At 71.5% G+C, this 21,389-nt stretch carries 19 protein-coding genes and 1 pseudogene; 11 read left to right on the forward strand and 9 right to left on the reverse strand.

Translation table 11 applies throughout. The features are described 5' to 3' along the window. Positions 1-28: 28 nt before the first annotated feature. On the forward strand, positions 29-382 hold the full coding sequence (locus tag OG276_RS10925) for a DUF6232 family protein (protein WP_266904370.1): 354 nt from the start codon (positions 29-31) through the stop codon (positions 380-382). Here OG276_RS10925 and OG276_RS10930 read toward each other — a convergent pair. The 7 genes and pseudogenes from OG276_RS10930 to OG276_RS10960 form a co-directional block, all read right to left on the reverse strand. Beyond that, a complete protein-coding gene (locus tag OG276_RS10930) occupies positions 379-2,391 on the reverse strand; it encodes a kelch motif-containing protein (RefSeq protein WP_266904372.1) in 2,013 nt (670 codons plus the stop codon). The two genes, OG276_RS10925 and OG276_RS10930, sit on opposite strands and share 4 nt — an antisense overlap. A 3-nt stretch (positions 2,392-2,394) precedes the next feature. Beyond that, entirely contained in the window at positions 2,395-4,158 is a 1,764-nt protein-coding gene (locus OG276_RS10935) for a cellulose synthase catalytic subunit (protein ID WP_266904374.1), read from the reverse strand. Between the two features lie 159 nt (positions 4,159-4,317). After that, positions 4,318-4,944 carry a C39 family peptidase gene (locus OG276_RS10940; RefSeq protein ID WP_266904376.1) on the reverse strand — a complete coding sequence of 209 codons (627 nt, stop codon included), beginning with the start codon at positions 4,942-4,944 and terminating at the stop codon, positions 4,318-4,320. Between the two features lie 60 nt (positions 4,945-5,004). Then, on the reverse strand, positions 5,005-5,760 hold the full coding sequence (locus OG276_RS10945) for an excalibur calcium-binding domain-containing protein (RefSeq protein WP_266904378.1): 756 nt from the start codon (positions 5,758-5,760) through the stop codon (positions 5,005-5,007). A gap of 319 nt (positions 5,761-6,079) precedes the next feature. Beyond that, positions 6,080-6,227 (reverse strand): annotated as a pseudogene (locus tag OG276_RS10950) (thiamine-binding protein); the annotation flags it as partial. Between the two features lie 28 nt (positions 6,228-6,255). Then, a complete protein-coding gene (locus tag OG276_RS10955) occupies positions 6,256-6,552 on the reverse strand; it encodes an MTH1187 family thiamine-binding protein (RefSeq protein WP_266904380.1) in 297 nt (98 codons plus the stop codon). Next, positions 6,549-6,893 (reverse strand): DUF3817 domain-containing protein, encoded by a 345-nt coding sequence (locus tag OG276_RS10960; protein WP_266904382.1) that lies wholly within the window; start codon positions 6,891-6,893, stop codon positions 6,549-6,551. The genes OG276_RS10955 and OG276_RS10960 overlap by 4 nt, the downstream gene beginning before the upstream one ends. Positions 6,894-7,087: 194 nt before the next feature. Between OG276_RS10960 and OG276_RS10965 the strand changes: the two genes are divergently transcribed. The 5 genes from OG276_RS10965 (at position 7,088) to OG276_RS10985 (ending at position 10,405) form a co-directional block, all read left to right on the forward strand. Beyond that, entirely contained in the window at positions 7,088-7,726 is a 639-nt protein-coding gene (locus OG276_RS10965; protein ID WP_266904384.1) for an AIM24 family protein, read from the forward strand. Next, positions 7,726-8,376: an AIM24 family protein gene (locus OG276_RS10970; RefSeq protein ID WP_266904386.1), complete on the forward strand. Its 651-nt coding sequence runs from the start codon at positions 7,726-7,728 to the stop codon at positions 8,374-8,376. Before OG276_RS10965 ends, OG276_RS10970 begins: the two co-directional genes overlap by 1 nt. 11 nt (positions 8,377-8,387) lie before the next feature. Beyond that, positions 8,388-9,185: an AIM24 family protein gene (locus OG276_RS10975; protein WP_266912696.1), complete on the forward strand. Its 798-nt coding sequence runs from the start codon at positions 8,388-8,390 to the stop codon at positions 9,183-9,185. 69 nt (positions 9,186-9,254) lie between these two features. Beyond that, on the forward strand, positions 9,255-9,731 hold the full coding sequence (locus OG276_RS10980; protein ID WP_266912698.1) for a MarR family winged helix-turn-helix transcriptional regulator: 477 nt from the start codon (positions 9,255-9,257) through the stop codon (positions 9,729-9,731). 116 nt (positions 9,732-9,847) lie between these two features. Further along, positions 9,848-10,405 carry a PepSY domain-containing protein gene (locus OG276_RS10985; RefSeq protein ID WP_266904388.1) on the forward strand — a complete coding sequence of 186 codons (558 nt, stop codon included), beginning with the start codon at positions 9,848-9,850 and terminating at the stop codon, positions 10,403-10,405. 190 nt (positions 10,406-10,595) lie between these two features. Here the strand turns inward: OG276_RS10985 and meaB are convergent, their stop codons facing one another. Both meaB and OG276_RS10995 read right to left on the reverse strand, forming a co-directional pair. After that, positions 10,596-11,600: a methylmalonyl Co-A mutase-associated GTPase MeaB gene (meaB, locus tag OG276_RS10990; RefSeq protein ID WP_266904390.1), complete on the reverse strand. Its 1,005-nt coding sequence runs from the start codon at positions 11,598-11,600 to the stop codon at positions 10,596-10,598. A gap of 58 nt (positions 11,601-11,658) precedes the next feature. After that, positions 11,659-12,855 carry an acetyl-CoA C-acetyltransferase gene (locus tag OG276_RS10995; protein WP_266904392.1) on the reverse strand — a complete coding sequence of 399 codons (1,197 nt, stop codon included), beginning with the start codon at positions 12,853-12,855 and terminating at the stop codon, positions 11,659-11,661. 137 nt (positions 12,856-12,992) lie between these two features. Between OG276_RS10995 and mce the strand changes: the two genes are divergently transcribed. The 5 genes from mce to OG276_RS11020 all read left to right on the forward strand — a co-directional run bounded on the left by mce (position 12,993) and on the right by OG276_RS11020 (position 21,251). Continuing rightward, positions 12,993-13,421, forward strand: coding sequence for a methylmalonyl-CoA epimerase (gene mce, locus OG276_RS11000; RefSeq protein ID WP_266904394.1), 429 nt, complete (start codon positions 12,993-12,995; stop codon positions 13,419-13,421). A gap of 181 nt (positions 13,422-13,602) precedes the next feature. After that, positions 13,603-18,192, forward strand: coding sequence for a polarized growth protein Scy (gene scy / locus OG276_RS11005; protein WP_266904396.1), 4,590 nt, complete (start codon positions 13,603-13,605; stop codon positions 18,190-18,192). 202 nt (positions 18,193-18,394) lie between these two features. Continuing rightward, positions 18,395-19,333, forward strand: a complete 939-nt coding sequence (locus OG276_RS11010) for a cellulose-binding protein (protein WP_243336252.1) — start codon at positions 18,395-18,397, stop codon at positions 19,331-19,333. A 113-nt stretch (positions 19,334-19,446) separates the two neighbouring features. Then, positions 19,447-20,469: an ATP-binding cassette domain-containing protein gene (locus OG276_RS11015; protein ID WP_266904398.1), complete on the forward strand. Its 1,023-nt coding sequence runs from the start codon at positions 19,447-19,449 to the stop codon at positions 20,467-20,469. Between the two features lie 2 nt (positions 20,470-20,471). After that, entirely contained in the window at positions 20,472-21,251 is a 780-nt protein-coding gene (locus OG276_RS11020; RefSeq protein WP_266904400.1) for an ABC transporter permease, read from the forward strand. Positions 21,252-21,389: the final 138 nt, after the last annotated feature.

Below are 21,389 nucleotides of genomic sequence, written 5' to 3' on the forward strand. Positions count from 1 at the left end.
AATTCCCCTTGTCCTGCGCGGAGTTGCGATGGATTCTGTGCGCTACGAACACGGCACCGGGGGGTCCGTCATATCCGAGCACGAGGTCATCGAGGTCCGCGTCGCACGGCGGGTGCTCTGGGTCGGCGCCGACGCGTTCCCCGTCGCCAACATCACCCGGGTCACGACGAGCATGGTCCCCGCCCGTGCTGCCGCCGTCTCGGCCTTCGTGAGGTTCATGATCCTCCTGGCGCTCGTCACCGCCGGGGGCGTCACCGCGTTCCGGGACGCGGACCGTCCTGCGGATCGCCACCGCCGTCGGCGAGGCGGGGCTGCCCGTCATCACCGCGATCACCCAGTGCCGCGCCCTGTCCGCCTGACCCGGGCCCGAGCGGGGCCCTAGCTCAGCCACCCGTCCCGCGAGGCCGCCGACGGCGGCTCCGGCGGCTCGGGAGCCGGCCGTACCCGGATCCACTTCGCCACCGACGGGGTGCCGTCCGCGTCCGTCACGAACAGCATGTACCAGCCGGGCGGCACCAGCGTCGGGTCCGCGGGCACGGTGACCGTCACCGTGCCGGCGGTCTTCCTCAGCCCGAGTTCGACCGAGCGCTGCTCCACGTCGGTGGTGTGCGTGACCGCGCTCGGCCGCATCAGCCGGGCCCGCTGGATCCGCTCGGCCCGCGGTGCCTCGAAGGTGGCGGAGCCGCCGAGTTCTGCCTCCTCGGGCCCCTCCCCCAGGACCGGCCGCAGCTCCGGGTCCCGGTGCACGTACGGCGGGCTGTACACCTCCAGGCGGTGTTCGAACCGGCCCAGCCTGGTGTTGTCCTTGTCCGCGAAGAGCGGGTCGGAGCCGAAGGTCGCCACCCGCCCGTCGGGCAGCAGCAGCGCCTCGGAGTGGTAGTTGCGCCCGACCGTCGGGGAGGCGGCGGCCACGAAGGTGTCGGTGCGCGGGTAGTAGAACTGCGCCTTGCGGATGTCGCTGGCGCCCCGGCCCCGGTAGTCGGCGGAGCCGCCCGTGGTGAAGAGGGAGTCGTCGGGCAGCAGCACGCTGCTGAGGTAGCGCACGCGCTGCGGCAGCCGGGCCGTCGGCCGGAAGGCCGGCACCTCCGCCTTGAGGTCCACGACGGCGGTGCGGTCCGTGGACAGCCTGGACTCGCCGACTCCGCCGCCGCCGAGCACCATCACCTTCTGGTCCTGGGCCGGGGGGAGCAGTACGGAGGAGGAGGTCTCCAGCTGGTCGGGGTCGGCCAGTCCGCCGACCTTCCGGAACTGGTTCGTCGCCAGGTCCCACACGCCCGGCTCGCGCCCCTTCTCCTTGGGCCCGTAGCCCGCGTTCGAGCCGGTGTAGAGCAGTTTGCCGCCCTGGGTGAGGAAGAGGGCGGGGTAGGTCGGGAAGTAGCGGAAGGGGCCCTTGGACCACTTCTTGGTCTTCGGGTCGTAGTACTCGTTGTCGCCGGGGACGACGTCGCCCACGTCGTTGAGCCCGGACACGGCGAGGACCCGCCCGTCCTGGAGCCCCACCAGGGTCGGGTACCAGCGGGCGTCCCTCATCGGGTCGACCGGTACGTACTTCTCCGCCAGGGGGTCGAACTCGTAGGCGGACTTGATGCCCTGGAAGTCCTGCTTGCCAGCGCTGAGCCGCTCCGCGAGCCCGTAGACGTTGGCGGCGTCCTTGCCCTTGAGCCCGGCCACCGCGTACTGGGCGGCCTGGGTCGTCAGCCCCGCGGCGCCCTCCCGGACCGCCTCCACGAAGACCCGCGCCTCGGCCGCGACCACCTTGGTCTTCCACGGCATCATCTGCCCGCCGCGCCCGTGCGCGATCTCGAACTTGCGGGTGGCCTTGGGGACGGTGACGGCGAACTTCGACACGTACTCGACGCCCGAGGGGGACCGGAAGACGGTGCCCTTCGCCAGGGTGACCGCCTTGTCGGGGCTCTCGTTCTTGACCCGCATGCCGCCGCCGGCCCGGGTGACCTTGCCGCCGAGCACCTCGTAGCGCGCGGTCCCGCCGGCCACCAGGAGCTGTCCGTCGGGGAGCTGGCTGTGGCCCGAGCAGAAGAAGTCCTCCGGGGTCGGGATCTTCTTGAAGCTGTCGTCCTTCGGGTCCCACAGGACGGTGGAGAAGCTGCCCTTGTCGAAGTTGCGCTGGTCGTTGCCGGAGCCGGCGATCAGCAGCACCTTGCCGGTGCGCAGCAGCGCCGCGTGCATGGCGTTGATCCGGTACTCCTCGGGGAGGCCGATCAGATCCCACGAGCCGTACTGGGCGCGGTAGCCGGCCCGCCCGATCTTGTACGAGTGGTAGCGGTCCCCGGCGAAGGAGAGCGCGGCGGGCGCGTTGAGCGCGATCAGCAGGGCGACGGCTCCGGCGCCCAGGGCCGTCTTCTTGAACTGCTTCGAAGGGCGGTACTCCATGGCTCAGTTCCCTCCCGCCGTCGTCGCGAGGGCCTGCTCCGGCTCCTCACCCGGACCGGGCCCCCCGCCGGACGCGGCCCGGGCCGTACGGGCGCGCAGCTCGGTCACGGCCCAGACCACCGGCGGGGCCAGGGTGACGGCCAGGGCGAGCACCGCCCAGACGCGCATGGCCGCGTGGGTGTGCTCGTAGCGCACGGAGGCGGCGAGGGAGACGAGGAGGACGGCGGCCCAGAAGAGGTGGACGCGGAAGGTCGCGAGCCGGTCGGGGCTGGCGACGCCGCCCTTGGGGGTGACGATGAAACCGCCCCGGGTGCGCAGCACCGCCGAGCCGAGCGACATCAGGTAGACGGGCGCGCAGACGGCCGACATCGCCATGCCGGCGAGCCCGCCGGAGCCCTCCGGCTCGTGGGGGGAGACGTTGTGGCGGCGGTTCCACAGGTACAGGCCGACCTGGAGGGCGGCGGCGTCGGTGTAGAGCATCAGCCAGACCTCGGAGGAGACCTGGGTGCCGGAGGCGCCGAACCACAGGAACAGCACGCAGCTGAGGACGCCGAGGAGCCAGTTGACGGCCGTCATGGGGTAGTAGACGAGCATCAGGGTGTAGTTGAGCCAGCGGCCGGGGGGCATCCGGAAGCAGCCCCGCCAGTACTGCCGCAGGAGGGTCTCGTACGTCCCTCTGGACCAGCGCAGCTGCTGCGTGAAGAGGTCGGTCCAGGTGCTGGGCCCCTCCCCCACGGCGAGCACGTCGGGGGTGTAGACGGAGCGCCAGAACCGCCCGGTCGCGGGGTTCCTGCTCCGGTGCAGCTCGAAGCCGGTGGCCATGTCCTCGGTGAGGGAGTCGTAGAGCCCGCCGACCTGGCGCAGCGCGCTGATCCGGACGGCGTTGTTGGTGCCGACGAACATGGGGGCGCCGTAGCGGTTGCCCGCGCGCTGGATCAGGGCGTGGAAGAGGTACTGCTGGGACTCGGCGGCCTTGGTGACCGAGGCGGTGTAGTTGCCGTAGACCTGCGGGCCGACGACGAAGGCGATGTCGGGGTCGCGGAAGAAGCCGAGCATCCGCTCCAGGTACTGCGGGAGCGGCACGTGGTCGGTGTCGACGGAGGCGAAGTAGTCGTAGTCCGCGCCGTGCCGGGCGAGCCAGGCGTTGTAGTTGCCGTGCTTGGTCCGCGCCCGGTGGGACCCCTCGGGGGTGTTCCACTCGGCGACGCCCTTGCGGGTGAAGTGGCGCACGCCGAGCGCGGTGCACAGCTCCTTGGCCCCGGGGTCGTCGCCCTCGTCGAGGAGCCAGACGTCGAGCGGCCCGTCGTGGCGGACGGCGACCGCCCCGCGCAGGGTGGCGGCCGCCATGGAGAGGGGTTCCTTGCCGGGGACGTAGGTGGTGAGGAAGGCGACGCGGGTGCCGGGTTCGGCGGGGACCGGGACGGGGTCCCGGGCGACCATCGTGGCGTGGGCGATCGAGACCACGTTGACCACCATGAAGAACATGATCAGGGCGACGGATCCGAGCATCACGGCGTCGAGCCGCACCAGCCAGGCCTCGCCGCCCTCCCGGACCGTCCGGTGCGTGGGCCAGACGAGGTAGAGCAGCAGCCCGGTGGCGGCGACGGGGGCGAGCGTCATGAGCGCGACGGCCCGTATTCGGGTCCGGAGGTCCTCGCGCGCGAGCAGGGAGCGGTACCTCACCCGGTAGGCGACGGCGGGATCCGGCTCCTCACAGGGGCCGGCCAGCCGGCTGTGGGTCTCGTAGTCGAAGGCTTCCTGCCGCACGGTTCCTCCAGCGCTCGAAACCGGGGTACGTATCCCAACGAAAGGGGAGATACCTCTGGCTGTCGAACGGGATGCACCCGACCGGGCGGTTCCGTTCCGTGTCCTGGCGGCCAGGGCCGAACGGGTCACCGCACCGGGCGCCGCGCGCCGGCCGCGCCCTCAGCCGGCCCGGCCGCCGATCAGGATGCCGCGTCCGGCGTAGAAGCGGTCCAGTTCGGCCCAGGGAACGGGCGCGTACTGCTGCGAAGCACCGGGGAAGCCGGAGGGATTGTGCACCAGGACGGCGTCGTCGGTGGCCCCGACGGCGAGCACCAGGTGACCGCCCCGGGCCTCCCCGGCCGGGACGAGGGTCCGGATCGACCAATGGACCGACAGCATGGCCAGCCCGCCCCCGGCGAGCGCGTCCCGGACGGCCTGGTGGTCCAGTACGGGTACGGAGCGGGCGTCCAGGTCCCAGCGGGCGTTCACGTACTCGGCGAACGGTTGGTAGATCAGCCCCTGCACGGCATCCCCGTCCCGCACGTACGCCCCGGCCCCGCAGAGCTCCTTCACCAGCTCCACCGAGGGCGGCACCGGGAGCCCCAGACGCCCCAGCACCATCCGCAGGCAGGCCACGCCGCACATGCGGGGCGCCCAGAAGGCGTACTCCTCGGGGGAACCGGCACCCGACCCGGCCCACAGGGGATCCCGGGCCGAGTCGGCCCCCGCGACGAACTCGGGCACCAGCCCGGCGGACTCCCACTGGGAGTAGTAGGGGACGGCGCGCTTGATCGTGGAGGCGTTCATGCCTGCGAAGTCTGCTCTACGGGAGGCCCCCGGCCTGGGGTGCCCCCGGCTCAAGCCCCGCTACTCGCAGGCCACGCCGTCGCCGTCCCTGTCCAGATGGCGGCCGTAACCGGGGTCGCCCCGACGGATCGGGTCGGCTCCCGCGGCGCGAACGGCGGCGCAGTTCTTGTAGGAGACGCTGCCGCTACCGCCGGTCGATGATCCGCCCGAGGAGGAGCCTCCCGAGGAAGAGCCGCCCGAGTCGTCCCCGTCCCCCGGCACCACGGGGGCGGGGTCGGGATCAGGATGCAGCCTGGCGCCTGCCTCCGCCGGGCAGGCCGTGCCGGGTGCCACGACCTTGAGGTGGGCGCTCACGGTCTTCGGGGCCTGGATCTCCTTGCCCTCGGCCGGGTCCTGGAAGCAGACCTTCCAGCCGTCCACGGTCGCGGGCAGCGTGACGTCGGCGTACGCGCTCTCCGGCTCGACCGACTTGAGCCCGATCGGCTTGAGGATCTCGGCCGCCCGGGCAAAGGGGAGGCCCATGACCACCGGCATCTTCGGGGCAGCCGGGGCCGCGGTCGCCGAGGGCGTGGTTACCGATGTGGTTTCGGGGGCTGCGGTCGCCGAGGGCGCGGGTATTGCGGCGGCCTCCTGGGTGACCGTGGCCTTCGGCTTCGCGTCGGTCCCGGTCTTCTCCGGCGGGTCGCCCAGGAACGGGGTGAAGAACCAGAGGCCGGCGAGGACGGTGGCGGTGATCTTCTTTCCCTTGCTCCAGCCGCTGGTCCACGCGAGGGCGATGCCCCCGGGCGGAAAGACGACGAGCAGGGTGATGATCACTGCCGGATGGTGCCACCACCGCCGCGAGGACGCATACGGGTGGGGGTACGGCGGCGGGTAGGTCACGGGGCGTCCTTCTGCTGATGCGTGCCGGGCCCGGCGAGCGTACATAAATGCGAAAGTTGTACCGATCAGTACGAACTATTGGCCCCGGACACGACGAAGCCCCCCGAATCCACCGGACCGATCTCCGGAGAACCGAGGGGCTGCGCGGGAGCTTTCGAGGGGCTCGTGGGTGGCTCAGCCCTCCCCGGCGAGGTGGCATTCCACCGTCTGCACCATGGACGCTGCATCATGGACGCCATGCCACCCCGGCGCCCCGTTCCTCCACGGCGGCCACCGCGCTTCACCACGTCCATCACCTCGTCCCCATCGATCTCGATGGTGGTGAACATGGCGTCCGTGCGGTTCGGCAGCCCCGACGCACGCACTATGCGGACGGCGTCGGCCACGCGCGGGGACCGCACGGGAGCTTCCGAGGGGCTCGTGTGTGGCTCAGCCCCCGGCGAGGTGGCGTTCCACCGTTTCCATCTTGGACGTCATGCCGTCCGTGACGCCGGGGCGGATGTCGGCCTTGAGGATGAAGGAGACCCGGGGGGCCCGTTCCTCCACGGCGGCCACCGCGCGCTTGACCACGTCCATCACCTCGTCCCACTCACCTTCGATGGTGGTGAACATGGCATCCGTGTGGTTCGGCAGCCCCGACGCCCGGACGACGCGGACCGCGTCGGCCACGTACTCGCCGACCTCCTCGCCGACGCCCAGCGGGGTCACCGAGAACGCGATCATCATGCGCGGGCCGCCTCACGGGCGCGGGCGGCGAGCACGCCGGCCGACTCGTCGCGCTTGAGGAGGCGGTCGCCGTAGAGCCCGCCGAAGGGGACCAGCGCCAGCAGGAAGAACAGCACGACCTTCTTCAGGGGCCACTTCGCCTTGAACCAGACGTCCAGCAGGAAGACGCCGTAGATGACGAACAGGAACCCGTGGATGACGCCGAGCGGCATCATCAAGTAGTCGATGTCCGAGATCCGGCTCAGCACCGAGCCGAAGATCAGCAGCGCCGGGAACGAGAGCGCCTCCGGTACGGAGATGAGGCGCAGCCGGTGCAGGGCGGAAGCGGTCTTGATGTCCACGTGGAACCTTCGGGGTGGATGCCGGGGGTCCGTCCCAGTGTCTCAGCCGCCCCGGACGATCTTGGCGCGGGGCCCGGGGTCCCGGCGGGCCGGGCCGTGACCCCGACCGGACCGGGCCGGACCGTGCCGGACCGTGACGTATATCGGCCAACGGGCCCCTGTTCGGTGCCGCCCGCTGCGGATACCGTCTTCCCGTGGCTCAGTTCCGACTCCAAGGCAGCAAGGTGCTCGCCGTCGACCTGACCGGGGACGCCGTGAAAGCGAAAAACGGCGCCATGGTCGCGTACGACGGCCAGATGGCCTTCAAGAAGATGACCGGCGGCGGCGAAGGCCTCCGCGGAATGGTGACCCGGCGGCTCACCGGCGAGCAGATGACCGTGATGGAAGTGCAGGGTCACGGCACCTGCTTCTTCGCCGACCGGGCGAGCGAGATCAATCTGGTCAACCTGCGCGGCGAGAAGCTGTACGTCGAGTCCAGCAACCTGCTGTGCACCGATGCCGGCCTGCGCACCGGCACGACCTTCACCGGCCTGCGGGGTGCGACCACGGGCAACGGCCTGTTCACCACCACCGTCGAGGGCAGCGGGCAGGCGGCGATCATGTCCGACGGCCCGGCCGTGGTGCTGCGCGTCAGCGCCCAGTACCCGCTGTCCGTCGACCCGGGGGCGTACATCGCGCACACCGGGAACCTCCAGCAGTCCTTCCAGTCCGGTGTGAACTTCCGCACGCTGATCGGCGAGGGCTCCGGCGAGTCCTTCCAGATCCGCTTCGAGGGCGAGGGCCTGGTGTACGTGCAGCCCAGCGAGCGCAACACCATCGGGGGCGACGTCTGATGCCGTTCCGCGAGATCAACTCGAAGATGGTCGAGGCCCAGGTCGTACCGGGGCAGAAGATGTACAGCCAGCGCGGCGCGATGCTCGCCTACCGCGGCGAGGTCTCCTTCACCCCGAGCCTGACCGGCGGCCAGGGCGGCGTGATGGGCATGATCGGGCGCCGCGTGGCGAACGAGCAGACGCCGCTGATGGAGGTCGAGGGCAGCGGCACCGTGATGTTCGGCCACGGCGGCCACCACATCCAGGTCATCAGCCTCACCGGCGAGACGCTCTACGTGGAGGCCGACCGGCTGCTCGCCTTCGACGGCAGCCTGCAGCAGGGCACGATGTTCATGGGCGCGCAGGGCGGGGTCATGGGCATGGTCCGCGGCCAGGTGAGCGGCCAGGGCCTGTTCACCACGACCCTCAAGGGCCACGGCTCGGTGGCCGTGATGGCCCACGGCGGGGTCATCGAGCTGCCGATCCACCCGAACCGCCCGATCCACGTGGACCCGCAGGCCTACGTCGCCCACCACGGCGAGGTCCGCAACAAGCTGTCCACGGCGCTGGGCTGGCGGGACATGGTCGGCCGCGGCTCGGGCGAGGCGTTCCAGCTGGAACTGTCCGGCCAGGGCGCGGTGTACGTACAGGCTTCGGAGGAAAAGCTGTGAACTTTGGTCCCGTGACCGGTGGGCCGGGAGGTCCGACCGTCTTCGACCCGTACACCCTGCCGTCCGACGACAACGTCAACGCCTACACCTTCTGCGTGGAGCTCAAGGGGAGCCAGTGGTTCCTGCAGAAGGGCAAGATGATCGCCTACTACGGGCGCATCGAGTTCAACGGCATCGGCCACGGCCGGTTCGACCGGCTGCTGCGCACCAGCTTCCACTCGCCGCTGCACGCGAGCGACTGGGTGGTGGCCGAGGGCCAGGGCAAGATGCTGCTCGCCGACCGGGCCTTCGACGTGAACTCGTACGACCTGGACAACGGCAACCTGACCATCCGGTCGGGCAACCTGCTCGCCTACCAGCCCACGCTGGCGCTCAAGCAGTCGATCGTGCCGGGGTTCCTCACCCTGATCGGAACCGGCAAGTTCGTGGCGGCCTCCAACGGGCCGGTGGTGTTCATGGAGCCGCCGCTGCGCGTGGACCCGCAGGCGCTGGTGGGGTGGGCGGACTGCCCCTCGCCCTGCCACCATTACGACCACAAGTACATGTCGGGCGTGATCGGCGGCCTGCGCTCGCTGACGGGCATCGGGGGCTCCTCGGGCGAGGAGCACCAGTTCGAGTTCGTCGGTGCGGGTACGGTGCTGCTCCAGTCCTCGGAGATGCTGATGGCGGAGCAGGCGGTCGGGACCGTGGGCCCCGGCGCGGCCGCCGGCAACGCCCAGGGCGTCCCCGGACAGGGTCCGCTGGGCCAGATGGGCGTACCGCGGATGCCGGGGCAGCTCGGCGATCTCCAGAGGCGCTTCGGGCTGTAGGAAACCTCTCATCCCGCCGCATTTTTGTACGCAATTCAACTTCTTAGGTAGAGTTCTTTCATGGAGACCATCGAGACCGAGACGGCCACCCCCTGGCTGAACGACGCCGAGCAGTGCGCCTGGCGCACCCACCTGGACGTCAGCCGGCTGCTGAGTCACCAGCTGGAAAAGGACCTCCAGCCGTTCGGGCTCACCAACAACGACTATGAGATCCTCGTGAACCTCTCCGAATCCGAGGAACACCGGATGCGGATGAGCGATCTCGCGACGTCGACGCTGCAGTCCAAGAGCCGGCTCTCCCACCAGATCACGCGGATGGAAGCGGCGGGCCTGGTCCGCCGCGTGAACTGCGAGTCCGACCGCCGCGGGCTCTACGCCGTCCTCACGCCCGAGGGCATGGAGACCATGCGCGAGGTCGCCCCGCACCACGTGGCGTCCGTCCGCCGGCACTTCATCGACCTCCTCACCCCGGACGCCATCGCCGCCCTGCGCGCCGCGCTCGGACCGGTCGCCGAGCACCTGCGCGCGGGCCGCGGCAAGGCCTGAGCCCGGGCCTCGGCGCGCCCATCCGGGCGGATCACCGGACAATGGGGACTACGCACTCGCAGCCGGCCCGGCCGAGCGACCGTAGGCGCACGTGGTCGGCCTGAGGAGGTCAAGCCATGCAGCGCAACACGTACGTTTCGGCGGCCGCGGCCGTGGTTCTCGCACTGGGAGGCCCGGTGGCGGCCGCGGCGACGGCGGCCGCCGCCACCCCGACGGCCCTGCCCGCGGCCACCGCCGCACGCGCCGACGTGACCGCGGAGGCAGCGGCCGCGGCGGCCCTGAAGGCCTATCCCGGCGTCATCGAGTCCCTGGACCGCGACGGCGCGGTCTGGCACGTGGACGTCGTCAGCAAGGACGGCACCCACTCGGAGCTGGAGGTGGACGCCGCGAGCGGCAGCGTCACCAAGGAGAACGCGGACGACGATCAGAACGCGGACGAGTACGCCGCGCTGCTCGCGGCGAAGGTGACCGCCGAGCAGGCCATGAAGACGGCCGTGGCCGCCCACCCCGGCAAGGTCTGGTCGGTGGAGTGGGATGACGACGACGACAACGGCCGCGCCGCCACCTGGAACGTCGAGGTCAAGACGACCGACGGAAAGACCCAGAACGTCCACGTGGACACCGCGACGGCCAAGGTGGTCTCCTCCGAGTCCGACAACGACGGAAACGACTGAGCCCCGCACACCACACGCACGGAAGCCGCACCCCGTGGACCGGGTGCGGCTTCCGTGTGTGGTCAGTCCTCACGGTCAGGCGTTGGGACGCTTTCCGTGGTTGGCCTTCTTCTTCTTGCGGGCTCGCTTCTTGTTGCCGCGCTTCGCCATGAAACCTCCCTGCGTTGGGGCATTCCGGGCGTTCGCCAGTCTATGACCGGCCCGCGGGCTCCGCATCCGGTTCCGCCGGTTCCGCCGGTTCCGTCAGCGTCGCGAGGAGCGCGTCCGAAGCCGCGTACGGATCCAGCTCGCCCGCCGCCACCCGCCCGGCCAGTGCCTCCAGGTGGGTGTCGCCGTGCACGTCGGCCAGCCGGGCCCGCAGCGCGGTGATCGCGATCGTTTCCACCTCGCGCGCGGCCCTGGCCGTACGCCGCTGCGCCAGCACCCCGTGCTCGTCCATCCACGCCCGGTGCTTCTCCAGCGCCTCGACCAGCTCGTCGATGCCCGTACCGCGCGCCGCGACCGTCTTGACGATCGGCGGCCGCCAGTCGCCCTTGCCCCGGCTCTCCCCCAGGCTCAGCATGTGGTTCAGCTCGCGGGCGGTGGCGTCCGCGCCGTCCCGGTCGGCCTTGTTCACCACGTAGACGTCGCCGATCTCCAGGATGCCCGCCTTCGCGGCCTGGATCCCGTCGCCCATCCCGGGGGCCAGCAGCACCACCGAGGTGTCGGCCTGGGCCGCGATCTCCACCTCCGACTGCCCGACCCCGACGGTCTCGACCAGGATCACCTCGCAGCCCGCCGCGTCCAGTACCCGGATCGCCTGCGGGGCCGACCAGGCCAGTCCGCCCAGGTGGCCGCGGGTGGCCATGGAGCGGATGTACACCCCCGGGTCGGAGGCGTGGTCCGACATCCGCACCCGGTCGCCGAGCAGCGCGCCCCCGCTGAACGGCGAGGACGGGTCGACGGCCAGGACGCCGACCCGCTTGCCGGCCTGCCGGTACGCGGAGACCAGCGCCGAGGTGGTCGTGGACTTGCCGACGCCCGGGGAGCCGGTGAGGCCCACCACGTACGCGTTGCCCGTGAGCGGCGCCAGCGCCGCCATCACCTCGCGCAGCTGCGGGGACGCCCCCTCGACCAGCGAGATCAGCCGGGCGACCGCTCGCGGCCTGCCCTCACGGGCCTGGGCCACCAGCTGGGGGACGTCCACCGCCGTCATACGTGCTGCGCTCCTCGGATCTCTTACGGGTACGGGTGCGGGTGCGGACTGCGGGCCGCTACGGGACGCGGACGATCAGGGCGTCGCCCTGGCCGCCGCCACCGCACAGGGCGGCCGCGCCGACCCCGCCGCCGCGGCGCTTGAGCTCCAGCGCCAGGTGCAGCACCACACGGGCGCCGGACATGCCGATCGGGTGACCCAGGGCGATGGCGCCGCCGTTGACGTTCACCTTTTCCGGGGTCACTCCGAGGTCCTTCATCGACTGCACGGCGACCGCCGCGAAGGCCTCGTTGATCTCGATGAGGTCGAGGTCCTCGACGCCGAGGCCCTCCTTCTTCAGGGCGTGCAGGATCGCGTTGGAGGGCTGCGACTGGAGCGAGTTGTCCGGACCCGCCACATTGCCGTGGGCGCCGATCTCGGCGAGCCACTCCAGGCCCAGCTCCTCGGCCTTGGCCTTGCTCATCACGACCACGGCGGCCGCACCGTCGCTGATCTGCGAGGAGGTGCCGGCGGTGATGGTGCCGTCCTTCGCGAAGGCCGGACGCAGCTTGCCCAGGGACTCGACGGTGGTCTCGGCGCGGATGCCCTCGTCCTGCGAGAAGATCACCGGCTCGCCCTTGCGCTGCGGGATCTCGACCGGGGTGATCTCGGCCTCGAAGACGCCGTTCTTCTGCGCGGCGGCGGCGCGCTGGTGGGAGGTGGCCGCGAACGCGTCCTGCGGGGCCCGCTCGATGCCGAGGCGGCCGTTGTGCGTCTCGGTGGACAGGCCCATCGGAATGTTCTCGAAGGCGTCGGTGAGACCGTCGTAGGCCATCGCGTCGAGCATCTCGATGGCGCCGTACTTGAAGCCCTCACGGGACTTCGGCAGCAGGTGCGGGGCGTTGGTCATGGACTCCTGACCGCCCGCGACCACGATGTCGAACTCCCCGGCGCGGATCAGCTGGTCGGCCAGGGCGATGGCGTCCAGGCCCGACAGGCACACCTTGTTGATGGTGAGCGCCGGGACGTTCATGGGGATCCCGGCCTTGACGGCGGCCTGGCGGGCCGGAATCTGGCCCGCACCGGCCTGGAGCACCTGGCCCATGATCACGTACTGGACCTGGTCACCGGAGATCCCGGCCCGCTCCAGCGCGGACTTGATGGCGAAGCCGCCGAGGTCGGCACCCGAGAAGGACTTCAGCGAGCCGAGCAGTCGCCCCATGGGCGTGCGGGCCCCGGCGACGATCACTGACGTGGTGTTGTTCGTTCCGGACATGGAGCACAGCCCCTTGAGGATGAGGAGTGAACGAGGGTTTACCCGAATGTACTGAGCGGTACCCGTGCCGTCACCGGCCCGCCAGTGTGATCGCGCGCACGTTGCGTAACCGCCTCCGGTAGCGCTGCACTGTGTCCATGCTGACAAGAATCGACCACATCGGGATTGCCTGCTTCGACCTGGACAAGACGGTTGAGTTCTACCGTGCCACGTACGGCTTCGAGGTGTTCCACTCCGAGGTCAACGAGGAGCAGGGCGTCCGCGAGGCCATGCTCAAGATCAACGAGACCTCCGACGGCGGTGCCTCCTACCTCCAGCTCCTGGAACCCACCCGCGAGGACTCCGCGGTCGGCAAGTGGCTGGCCAAGAACGGCGAGGGCGTCCACCACATCGCCTTCGGCACCGAGGACGTCCAGGGCGACTCGGAGGCCATCCGCGGCAAGGGCGTCCGCGTCCTCTACGACCAGCCCCGCACCGGCTCGATGGGCTCCTCCATCACCTTCCTGCACCCCAAGGACTGCCACGGCGTCCTCACCGAACTGGTCACGAGCCACCCCGACCACTGATGTCCCGTTTCCCCGGCCGGTAGAGTGGCTTTGGCTCGGCCGGGGTTCGGCGCGGAGACGGGGTCGGGGCCTGTATCGACCGACCCGGTATCTGACACCATTCCCCGGGGGCGTCGTTCAGCGGGCGGACGGCGCTCGTTTGGGATCGGGCTTGCGACCAGGGGACGGATGGGACCGCGCTGTGCGGGGCTACGAAAGCCAGGAGAGCCATCAGGCCGAGGCCGACCATCTCTCGCGCTTCGAAGCCGAGATGGAGCGGCTGAAGAAGGAACGCGGGAAGGCCGTCCAGCACGCCGATGACCTGGGGTACCAGGTCGAGGTGCTGCGCGCCAAGCTCCACGAGGTACGCCGCAATCTGGCGTCCCGCCCCGCCTACGACGGCGCGGACATGGGCTACCAGGCGGAGCAGCTGCTCCGCAATGCCCAGATCCAGGCCGACCAGATGCGTTCCGACGCCGAGCGCGAACTGCGCGACGTACGGGCGCAGACCCAGCGCATCCTCCAGGAGCACGCCGAGCACCAGGCGCGCCTGCAGGCCGAACTGCACGCCGAGGCCGTCAACCGCCGCCAGCGCCTGGACCAGGAGCTGAGCGAGCGCCGCCAGACGGTGGAAGCCCACGTCAACGAGAACGTGGCCTGGGCCGAGCAGTTGCGCGCCCGTACCGAATCGCAGGCCCGCCGGCTCATGGACGAGTCCCGCGTCGAGGCCGAGCAGACCCTGAACACCGCCCGCGCCGAAGCCGCCCGGGTCGCCTCCGAGGCCACCCGCCGGCTCGCCTCCGAGAACGAATCCGCCCGCGCCGAAGCCGAGTCGACGCTGCTGCGCGCCCGCAAGGAGGCCGAGCGGCTGCTGACCGCCGCCTCCGCGCAGGCCCAGGAGGCCACCGAGCACGCGGAGCGGCTGCGCTCCACCACCTCCGCCGAGGCCGAGCAGACCCGCCAGCAGACGATGGACCTGGGCCGGGTCGCCGAGCAGCGCGCCCAGGAGGCCGACGGCGCCCTACGGGAGGCGCGCGCGGCCGCGGAGAAGCTGCTCGCGGAGGCCAAGGAGAGCGCCGCACGGCAGCTCGCCTCGGCGGAATCCGTCAACGAGCAGCGCACCCGTACGGCCAAGGAGCAGGTGGCCCGCCTGGTCGGCGAGGCCAACAAGGAGGCCGAGGCCCTCAAGGCCGAGGCCGAGCAGGCGCTCGCCGATGCCCGGGCGCAGACCGAGCGGCTGCGCGCGGAGGCCGGCGAGCAGGCCCGTACCGCGGCGGCCGAGGACACGGCGGCCCAGCTGGCGAAGGCGGCCCGCACCGCCGAGGAGGTCCTGAACAAGGCCTCGGAGGATGCCCGCGCCACCACCCGGGCGGCGTCCGAGGAGGCCGAGCGGATCCGCGGCGAGGCCGAGGCGGAGGCCGAGCGGCTGCGCGCCCAGGCCGCGGCCACGGCCGATGAGCTCAAGGGCGCCGCGAAGGACGACACGGAGGAGTACCGGGCCCGTACGGTCGAGCTCCAGGAGGAGGCCCGCCGGCTGCGCGGCGAGGCCGAGCAGTTGCGCGCGGAGGCCGTCGCCGAGGGCGAGCGGATCCGCGGCGAGGCCCGCCGCGAGGCGGTCCAGCAGATCGAGGAGGCGGCCCGCACCGCCGAGGAGCTGCTGGGCAAGTCCCGGGCCGACGCCGACGAGGTGCGCTCCGGGGCGAACGCCGAGAGCGAGCGGGTCCGCGGCGAGGCCGTCGAGCGGGCCACCACCCTGCGCAAGCAGGCCGAGGAGACCCTGGAGCGGACCCGCGCCGAGGCGACACGGCTGCGCGCGGAGGCCGAGGAGGAGGCGGAGTCCGTACGGGCCGAGGCGGACGCCGCGGCCGCCGTGCGGCGCGAGGAGACCGAGCGGGCGCTGGCGGCGAAGCGGGCGGAGGCCGACGAGGAGCTCGTCCGGCTGCACACCGACGCCGAGGGCCGCCTGACGACCGCCGAGCAGACGCTGCGCGACGCCCGCGCGGCCGCCGAGAACATCCGCAAGGAGACCACCGAGGAGAGCGACCGGCTCCGCGCGGAGTCCGCGGAGCGGATCCGCACGCTGCAGGCGCAGTCGGAGGCGGAGGCCGCCCAGCTGCGGACCGACGCCGCCGAGGACGCCGGCCGGGCCCGCGCGGAGGCCGAGCAGGCCGCGGTGCGGCTGACCGGCGAGGCCGAGGCGGAGGCGGAGCGGCTGCGCTCCGAGGCGCAGGAGACCGCGGACCGGCTGCGCGCGGAGGCCAAGGCCGCCGCCGAGCGGGTCGCGCAGGAGGCGGCCGAGGCGCTGTCCGCCGCCCAGGAGGAGGCCGCCCGGCGCCGCCGGGAGTCCGAGGAGACGCTGGCTTCGGCGCGTACCGACGCGGAGAGCGAGCGGGCGCAGGCCAGGGAGGAGAGCGAGGAGCTCCTCGCCCAGGCCCGCAAGCGGTCCGAGGAGGCCACCGCCGAGGCGGTCTGGCTCACCGAGGAGGCCGAGCGGCGCGCGTCCGAGGTGGTCGCGGCGGCCGAGGCCACCGCCCAGCAGGTGCGCGATGCCGTGGCCGGGCTGCACGAGCAGGCCGAGGAAGAGGTCGCGGGGCTGCGCAGCGCGGCCGAACACGCGGCGGAGCGTACGAAGACGGAGGCCGAGGAGGAGTCCGGCCGGGTCCGCGCCGACGCGTACGCGGAGCGGGAGCGGGCCACCGAGGACGCCAACCGGATCCGCAGCGAGGCGCGCACCGAGACGGACGCGGCGAAGGCGCTGGCCGAGCGGACGGTCGGGGACGCGATCGCCGAGGCCGAGCAACTGCGCACGGAGACGGCGGAGTACGCGCAGCGGGTCCGCACGGAGGCCACCGACGCGCTGGCCGCCTCCGAGCGCGACGCGGCCCGTACGAAGGCCGATGCCCGCGACGATGCCAACCGGATCCGCGGCGAGGCCGCGGAGTCCCTGGAGGCCGCGCGCACCGAGGGCGGCCGGATCGTCGCGGAGGCCACGGCCGAGGCCGAGCGGCTCACCGAGGAGACCCGCGCGGCCAACGAGGCCACGGTCGGCGAGGCCCTGGCGGAGGCGGCGCGGCTCACGGCCGAGGCCGAGGCCGCCGCGGAGGCGACCCGCACCGAGGCCGCGGGCACGCTGGACGAGGCCCGTTCCGAGGCGAACCGGCTGCGCACGGAGGCGGCCGAGCAGGCGGACCGCCTGATCACCGAGGCCACCACGGAGGCGGAGCGGCTCACCGAGGAGACCCGCGCGGCCAATGCGCTGACGGTCGGTGAGGCCGAGGCCGCGGCCGAGGCGCTGCGCGCCGAGGCGGCCGCCGCCCTGGACGCGGCGAACGCGAAGGCCGGGCAGCTCACGGCGCAGGCCGCGCAGACGCTGGCCGGGGCCGAGCGCGACGCGACGGGGATCCTCGTCGACGCGCGCACCGAGGGCGACCGGCTCGTCGAGGAGACGCGCACGGCCAACGAGGCCACCGTCGGCGAGGCCGCGGCGGAGGCCGACCGGCTGCGCGCCGAGGCGGCACGCACCCTGGACGACGCCCGCGCGGAGGGCGGCCGGATCATCGGCGAGGCCACCGCGGAGGCCGACCGGGTCACGGTCGCGGCGAACGAGACCCTGGCGGGCGCCGAGCGGGAGTCCGAGCGGACCCTGGACGAGGCGCGCGCCGAGGCGGGCCGGATCCGTACCGAGGCCGCCGAGCAGGCGGACCACTTGGTCGGCGAGGCCGTCGCCGAAGCGGACCGGCTCACCGAGCAGACCCGCAAGGACACCGAGCGCACGGTCGGCGAGGCGGCGAACGAGGCCGAGCGGCTGCGGGCCGAGGCCTCCGAGGCGCTGTCCTCGGCGCAGGAGCACGCGACCCGTACCCGGTCCGAGGCCGAGCGGGTCAAGGCCGAGGCCGCCACCGAGGCGGAGCGGATCCGGGGCGAGGCGCGCACCGCGTCGGAGCGGGTGCTGGACGAGGCCCGCGAAGAGGCCAACAAGCGCCGCAGCGAGGCCGCGACCCAGGTCGACCGGCTCATCACGGAGGCCTCCTCGGAGGCCGAGAAGCTCACCGGGGACGCGCAGAAGCAGGCACTGGCCGCCACGACGGCGGCCGAGGAGCAGGCGGACGCGATGGTCGACGCGGCGCGCAAGGAAGCCGCGCGGATCTCCTCCGAGGCGACCGTGGAGGGCAACTCCCTGGTGGAGAAGGCCCGTACGGACGCCAACGAGCTGCTGGTCGGGGCGCGCACCGACGCGTCGGCCATAAGGGATCGGGCGGAGGAGCTGCGCGGCCGCGTCGAGGCGGAGGTCGAGGAGCTGCACGAGCGGGCCCGCCGCGAGTCGGCCGAGCAGATGAAGTCGGCCGGCGAGCGCGTGGACAAGCTGGTGCGGGCGGCGACCGAGCAGAGCGTCGAGGCCGACGCGAAGGCCAAGGCGCTGGTGTCGGACGCGAGCAGCGAGGCGAGCAAGGTCCGCATCGCCGCCGTGCGCAAGGCGGAGGCGCTGCTCAAGGAGGCCGAGCAGAAGAAGGCCGAGCTGGTCCGGGCCGCCGAGGGCGCTCTCGCGGAGGCGAAGACGGAGGCCGAGCGGCTCGTCGAGGAGGGCCGGCGCGAGCTGGAGGTGCTCGTGCGCAGGCGCGAGGACATTCAGGCGGAGATCTCCCGTGTCCAGGACGTTCTTGAGGCGTTGGAATCATTCGAGGCGCCTTCGGGTGGCGGAAAGCCCGGGGTCGGCGGCCAGGGCGCGGGGGGCGTGAAGGCCGGTGCGACAGCGGGTTCCACTCGTTCGGGTGGCAAGACGTCAGAGGGCTAGTCAGCACGCTCAAGTCTGTGCCCCTGATGGAGGTTCAGGCGAACGAGTGACAAGCATTCTGTCGCCTTGCCACTCAAAAGGGGTGTCATTGTCCAGATCAAACGCGGATTGACTCGATGACACGCCGTCTTGGCGCCTAGGATTCCCCTTAACACCTAACACCCCGCGTAGCACCTCATCGGTCTCATTCGACAGGAACCCCATGAGCGACACATCCTCCCCCTTCGGCTTCGAGCTCGTGCGGCGTGGTTACGACCGCGGTCAGGTGGACGACCGCATCACCAAGCTGGTCTCCGACCGTGACAGCGCCCTCGGACGTATCAACTCTCTGGAAAAGCGGATCGAGGAGTTGCACCTCGAAACGCAGAACGCCCAGGCTCAGGTGAACGACGCCGAGCCGTCGTACGCCGGTCTCGGCGCCCGGGTCGAGAAGATCCTGCGCCTGGCCGAGGAGGAGGCGAAGGACCTCCGTGAGGAGGCCCGTCGCGCGGCCGAGCAGCACCGCGAGCTCGCCGAGTCGGCCGCCCAGCAGGTGCGCAACGACGCCGAGTCGTTCGCCGCCGACCGGAAGTCGACCGCCGAGGACGAGGGCGTCCGGATCGTCGAGAAGGCCAAGGGCGACGCCGCTTCCCTGCGCACCGAGGCCCAGAAGGACGCCGCCTCCAAGCGCGAGGAGGCCGACGCGCTCTTCGAGGAGACCCGCGCCAAGGCCGCCCAGGCCGCCGCGGACTTCGAGACCAACCTGGCCAAGCGCCGCGAGCAGTCCGAGCGCGACCTGGCCGGCCGTCAGGCCAAGGCCGAGAAGCGTCTCGCGGAGATCGAGCACCGCGCGGAGCAGCTGCGCCTGGAGGCCGAGAAGCTCCGTACGGACGCCGAGCGTCGCGCCCGCCAGACCGTGGAGACCGCGCAGCGCCAGGCCGAGGACATCGTGGCCGACGCGAACGCCAAGGCCGACCGGATCCGCAGCGAGTCCGAGCGCGAGCTGGCGGCGCTCACCAACCGCCGCGACTCGATCAACGCGCAGCTCACCAACGTCCGCGAGATGCTGGCGACGCTGACCGGTGCGGCGGTGGCCGCCGCCTCCGCGCCGATCGACGACGAGCCGGTCACCCGCGGCGTTCCGGCGCAGCAGAGCCGCTGACCTTCGCGTCGCGGTTACCGGGCGGTACCGTTCGCCCGTTTCACGACCTAAGTAGGGCCGTGCGTCACCTTTAGAAGGTGGCGTTCGGCCCTTCGGCGTTCTAGCGTGGCGTAATGATCGAGCTTGAGGGCCTTACGAAACGATTCGGCGCGAAGACCGCCGTGGACAACCTCAGCTTCCAGGTCAGACCGGGGGTGGTCACCGGCTTCCTCGGCCCCAACGGGGCGGGCAAGTCCACGACCATGCGCATGATGCTCGACCTCGACAATCCGACCAGCGGTACGGTCCGGATCGACGGGAAGCACTACCGGGACCTGCCGGAGCCGCTGAAGTACATCGGGGCACTGCTGGACGCGAAGGCGATGAACGGCGGCCGCAGCGCGTACAACAACCTGCTCTGCCTCGCCCAGTCGAACCGGATCCCGACCAGCCGGGTCTCCGAGGTCCTGGACCTGGTCGGCCTGACGGCCGTGGCGAAGAAGAAGTCGAAAGGATTTTCCCTGGGTATGGGCCAGCGGCTCGGCATCGCCTCCGCGCTGCTCGGCGACCCGGAGATCCTGATGTTCGACGAACCCGTCAATGGTCTGGACCCGGAGGGAATTCTCTGGATCCGCAATCTGATGAAGGGGCTCGCGGCGGAGGGAAGAACGATCTTCGTTTCTTCCCATCTGATGAGCGAAATGGCCCTGACCGCGGAGCATTTGGTCGTCATCGGACAGGGAAAACTGCTGGCCGACCTGTCCATGGCCGATTTCATCCAGCAGAACTCCCGCAGTTACGTGCGCGTCCGCACGCCGCAGCAGGAACGGCTGAAGGACGTCCTGCACGAAGCCGGGATCGACGCGATCAGCGTCCCGGCCACCGGCGCGCTGGAGATCGACGGCGTGGAGTCGGAACGGCTCGGCGAGCTGGCCGCCCAGCACCAGATCGTGCTGCACGAACTCAGCCCGCAGCGGGCTTCACTGGAGGAAGCGTTCATGCGCATGACGGCCGACTCCGTCGAGTACCACGCCCACGCACCGGGGGCGGCCGGGTTCCCGGCAGGACCCGGCATGGCGGCGGACAACCCGGCCCGGCCGGCCGACGTACCCGCCTGGGGCGCCGGCTTCGAAGCTCAGCGCAAGGGCGGTAAGTGATCATGTCCGCCTTCTCCGCCGTCCTGCAGTCCGAGTGGACCAAGATCCGCTCGGTCGCCTCGACCGTCTGGACCCTGGCCTCGGCAGCCATCGTCACGGTCGGCATCAGCTCACTGCTCTGCGCGTTCATCAACTCCTCCTTCAAGGACATGCCCGCGCAGGAGCAGGCCACCTTCGACCCGACGCTCGCCAGTTTCGCCGGCATGTCCCTCGGCCAGCTCGCGATGATCGTCTTCGGCGTGCTGGTCGTGGGCACCGAGTACAGCTCGGGCATGATCCGCACCTCGCTCGCGGCCGTGCCCCGGCGCGGCAGCTTCCTGGCCGGCAAGCTCCTCGTCGCCACCGGGCTCGCGCTGATCGTGGGCCTGATCACCAGCTTCGCGTCCTTCTTCATCGGACAGGCGATCCTGGGCGACCGCAGCATCGGCATCGACGAGCCGAACGTGCTGCGCGCCGTCTTCGGGGCCGGGCTGTACATGGCGATGCTCGCGCTGTTCTCCATGGGCGTGGCCACCATGCTGCGCAGCTCGATGCTCTCGCTCGGCATCCTGATGCCGTTCTTCCTCCTGATCTCGACCATCCTCGGGGCGGTCCCGGCGACCCGGAAGGTCGCCCAGTACTTCCCCGACCAGGCCGGATCCAAGATCATGCAGGTGATCCCGGGGGCGATGGGCAGCGAGAAGGTCCCCTACGGCCCCTGGGGCGGATTCGGGATCATGGCCCTGTGGGTGCTGGCGGCCGTGCTCGGCGGCTACCTCGTCCTCAAGAAGAGGGACGCCTGAAGTACTACGAGGATCCCCCGGGTCGTACGGGGGATCCCCGGGTCGGTTCTCAGGGGTAGCTCAGGGTCCGGGACGACGTGGAACCGCAAGGGACTGGATATCCTCTTAACCCTTACGCGGGCGAAAGTCGTCCCGGCC

It is taken from the genome of Streptomyces sp. NBC_00086 (genome assembly GCF_026343255.1).
Classification (GTDB): domain Bacteria; phylum Actinomycetota; class Actinomycetes; order Streptomycetales; family Streptomycetaceae; genus Streptomyces.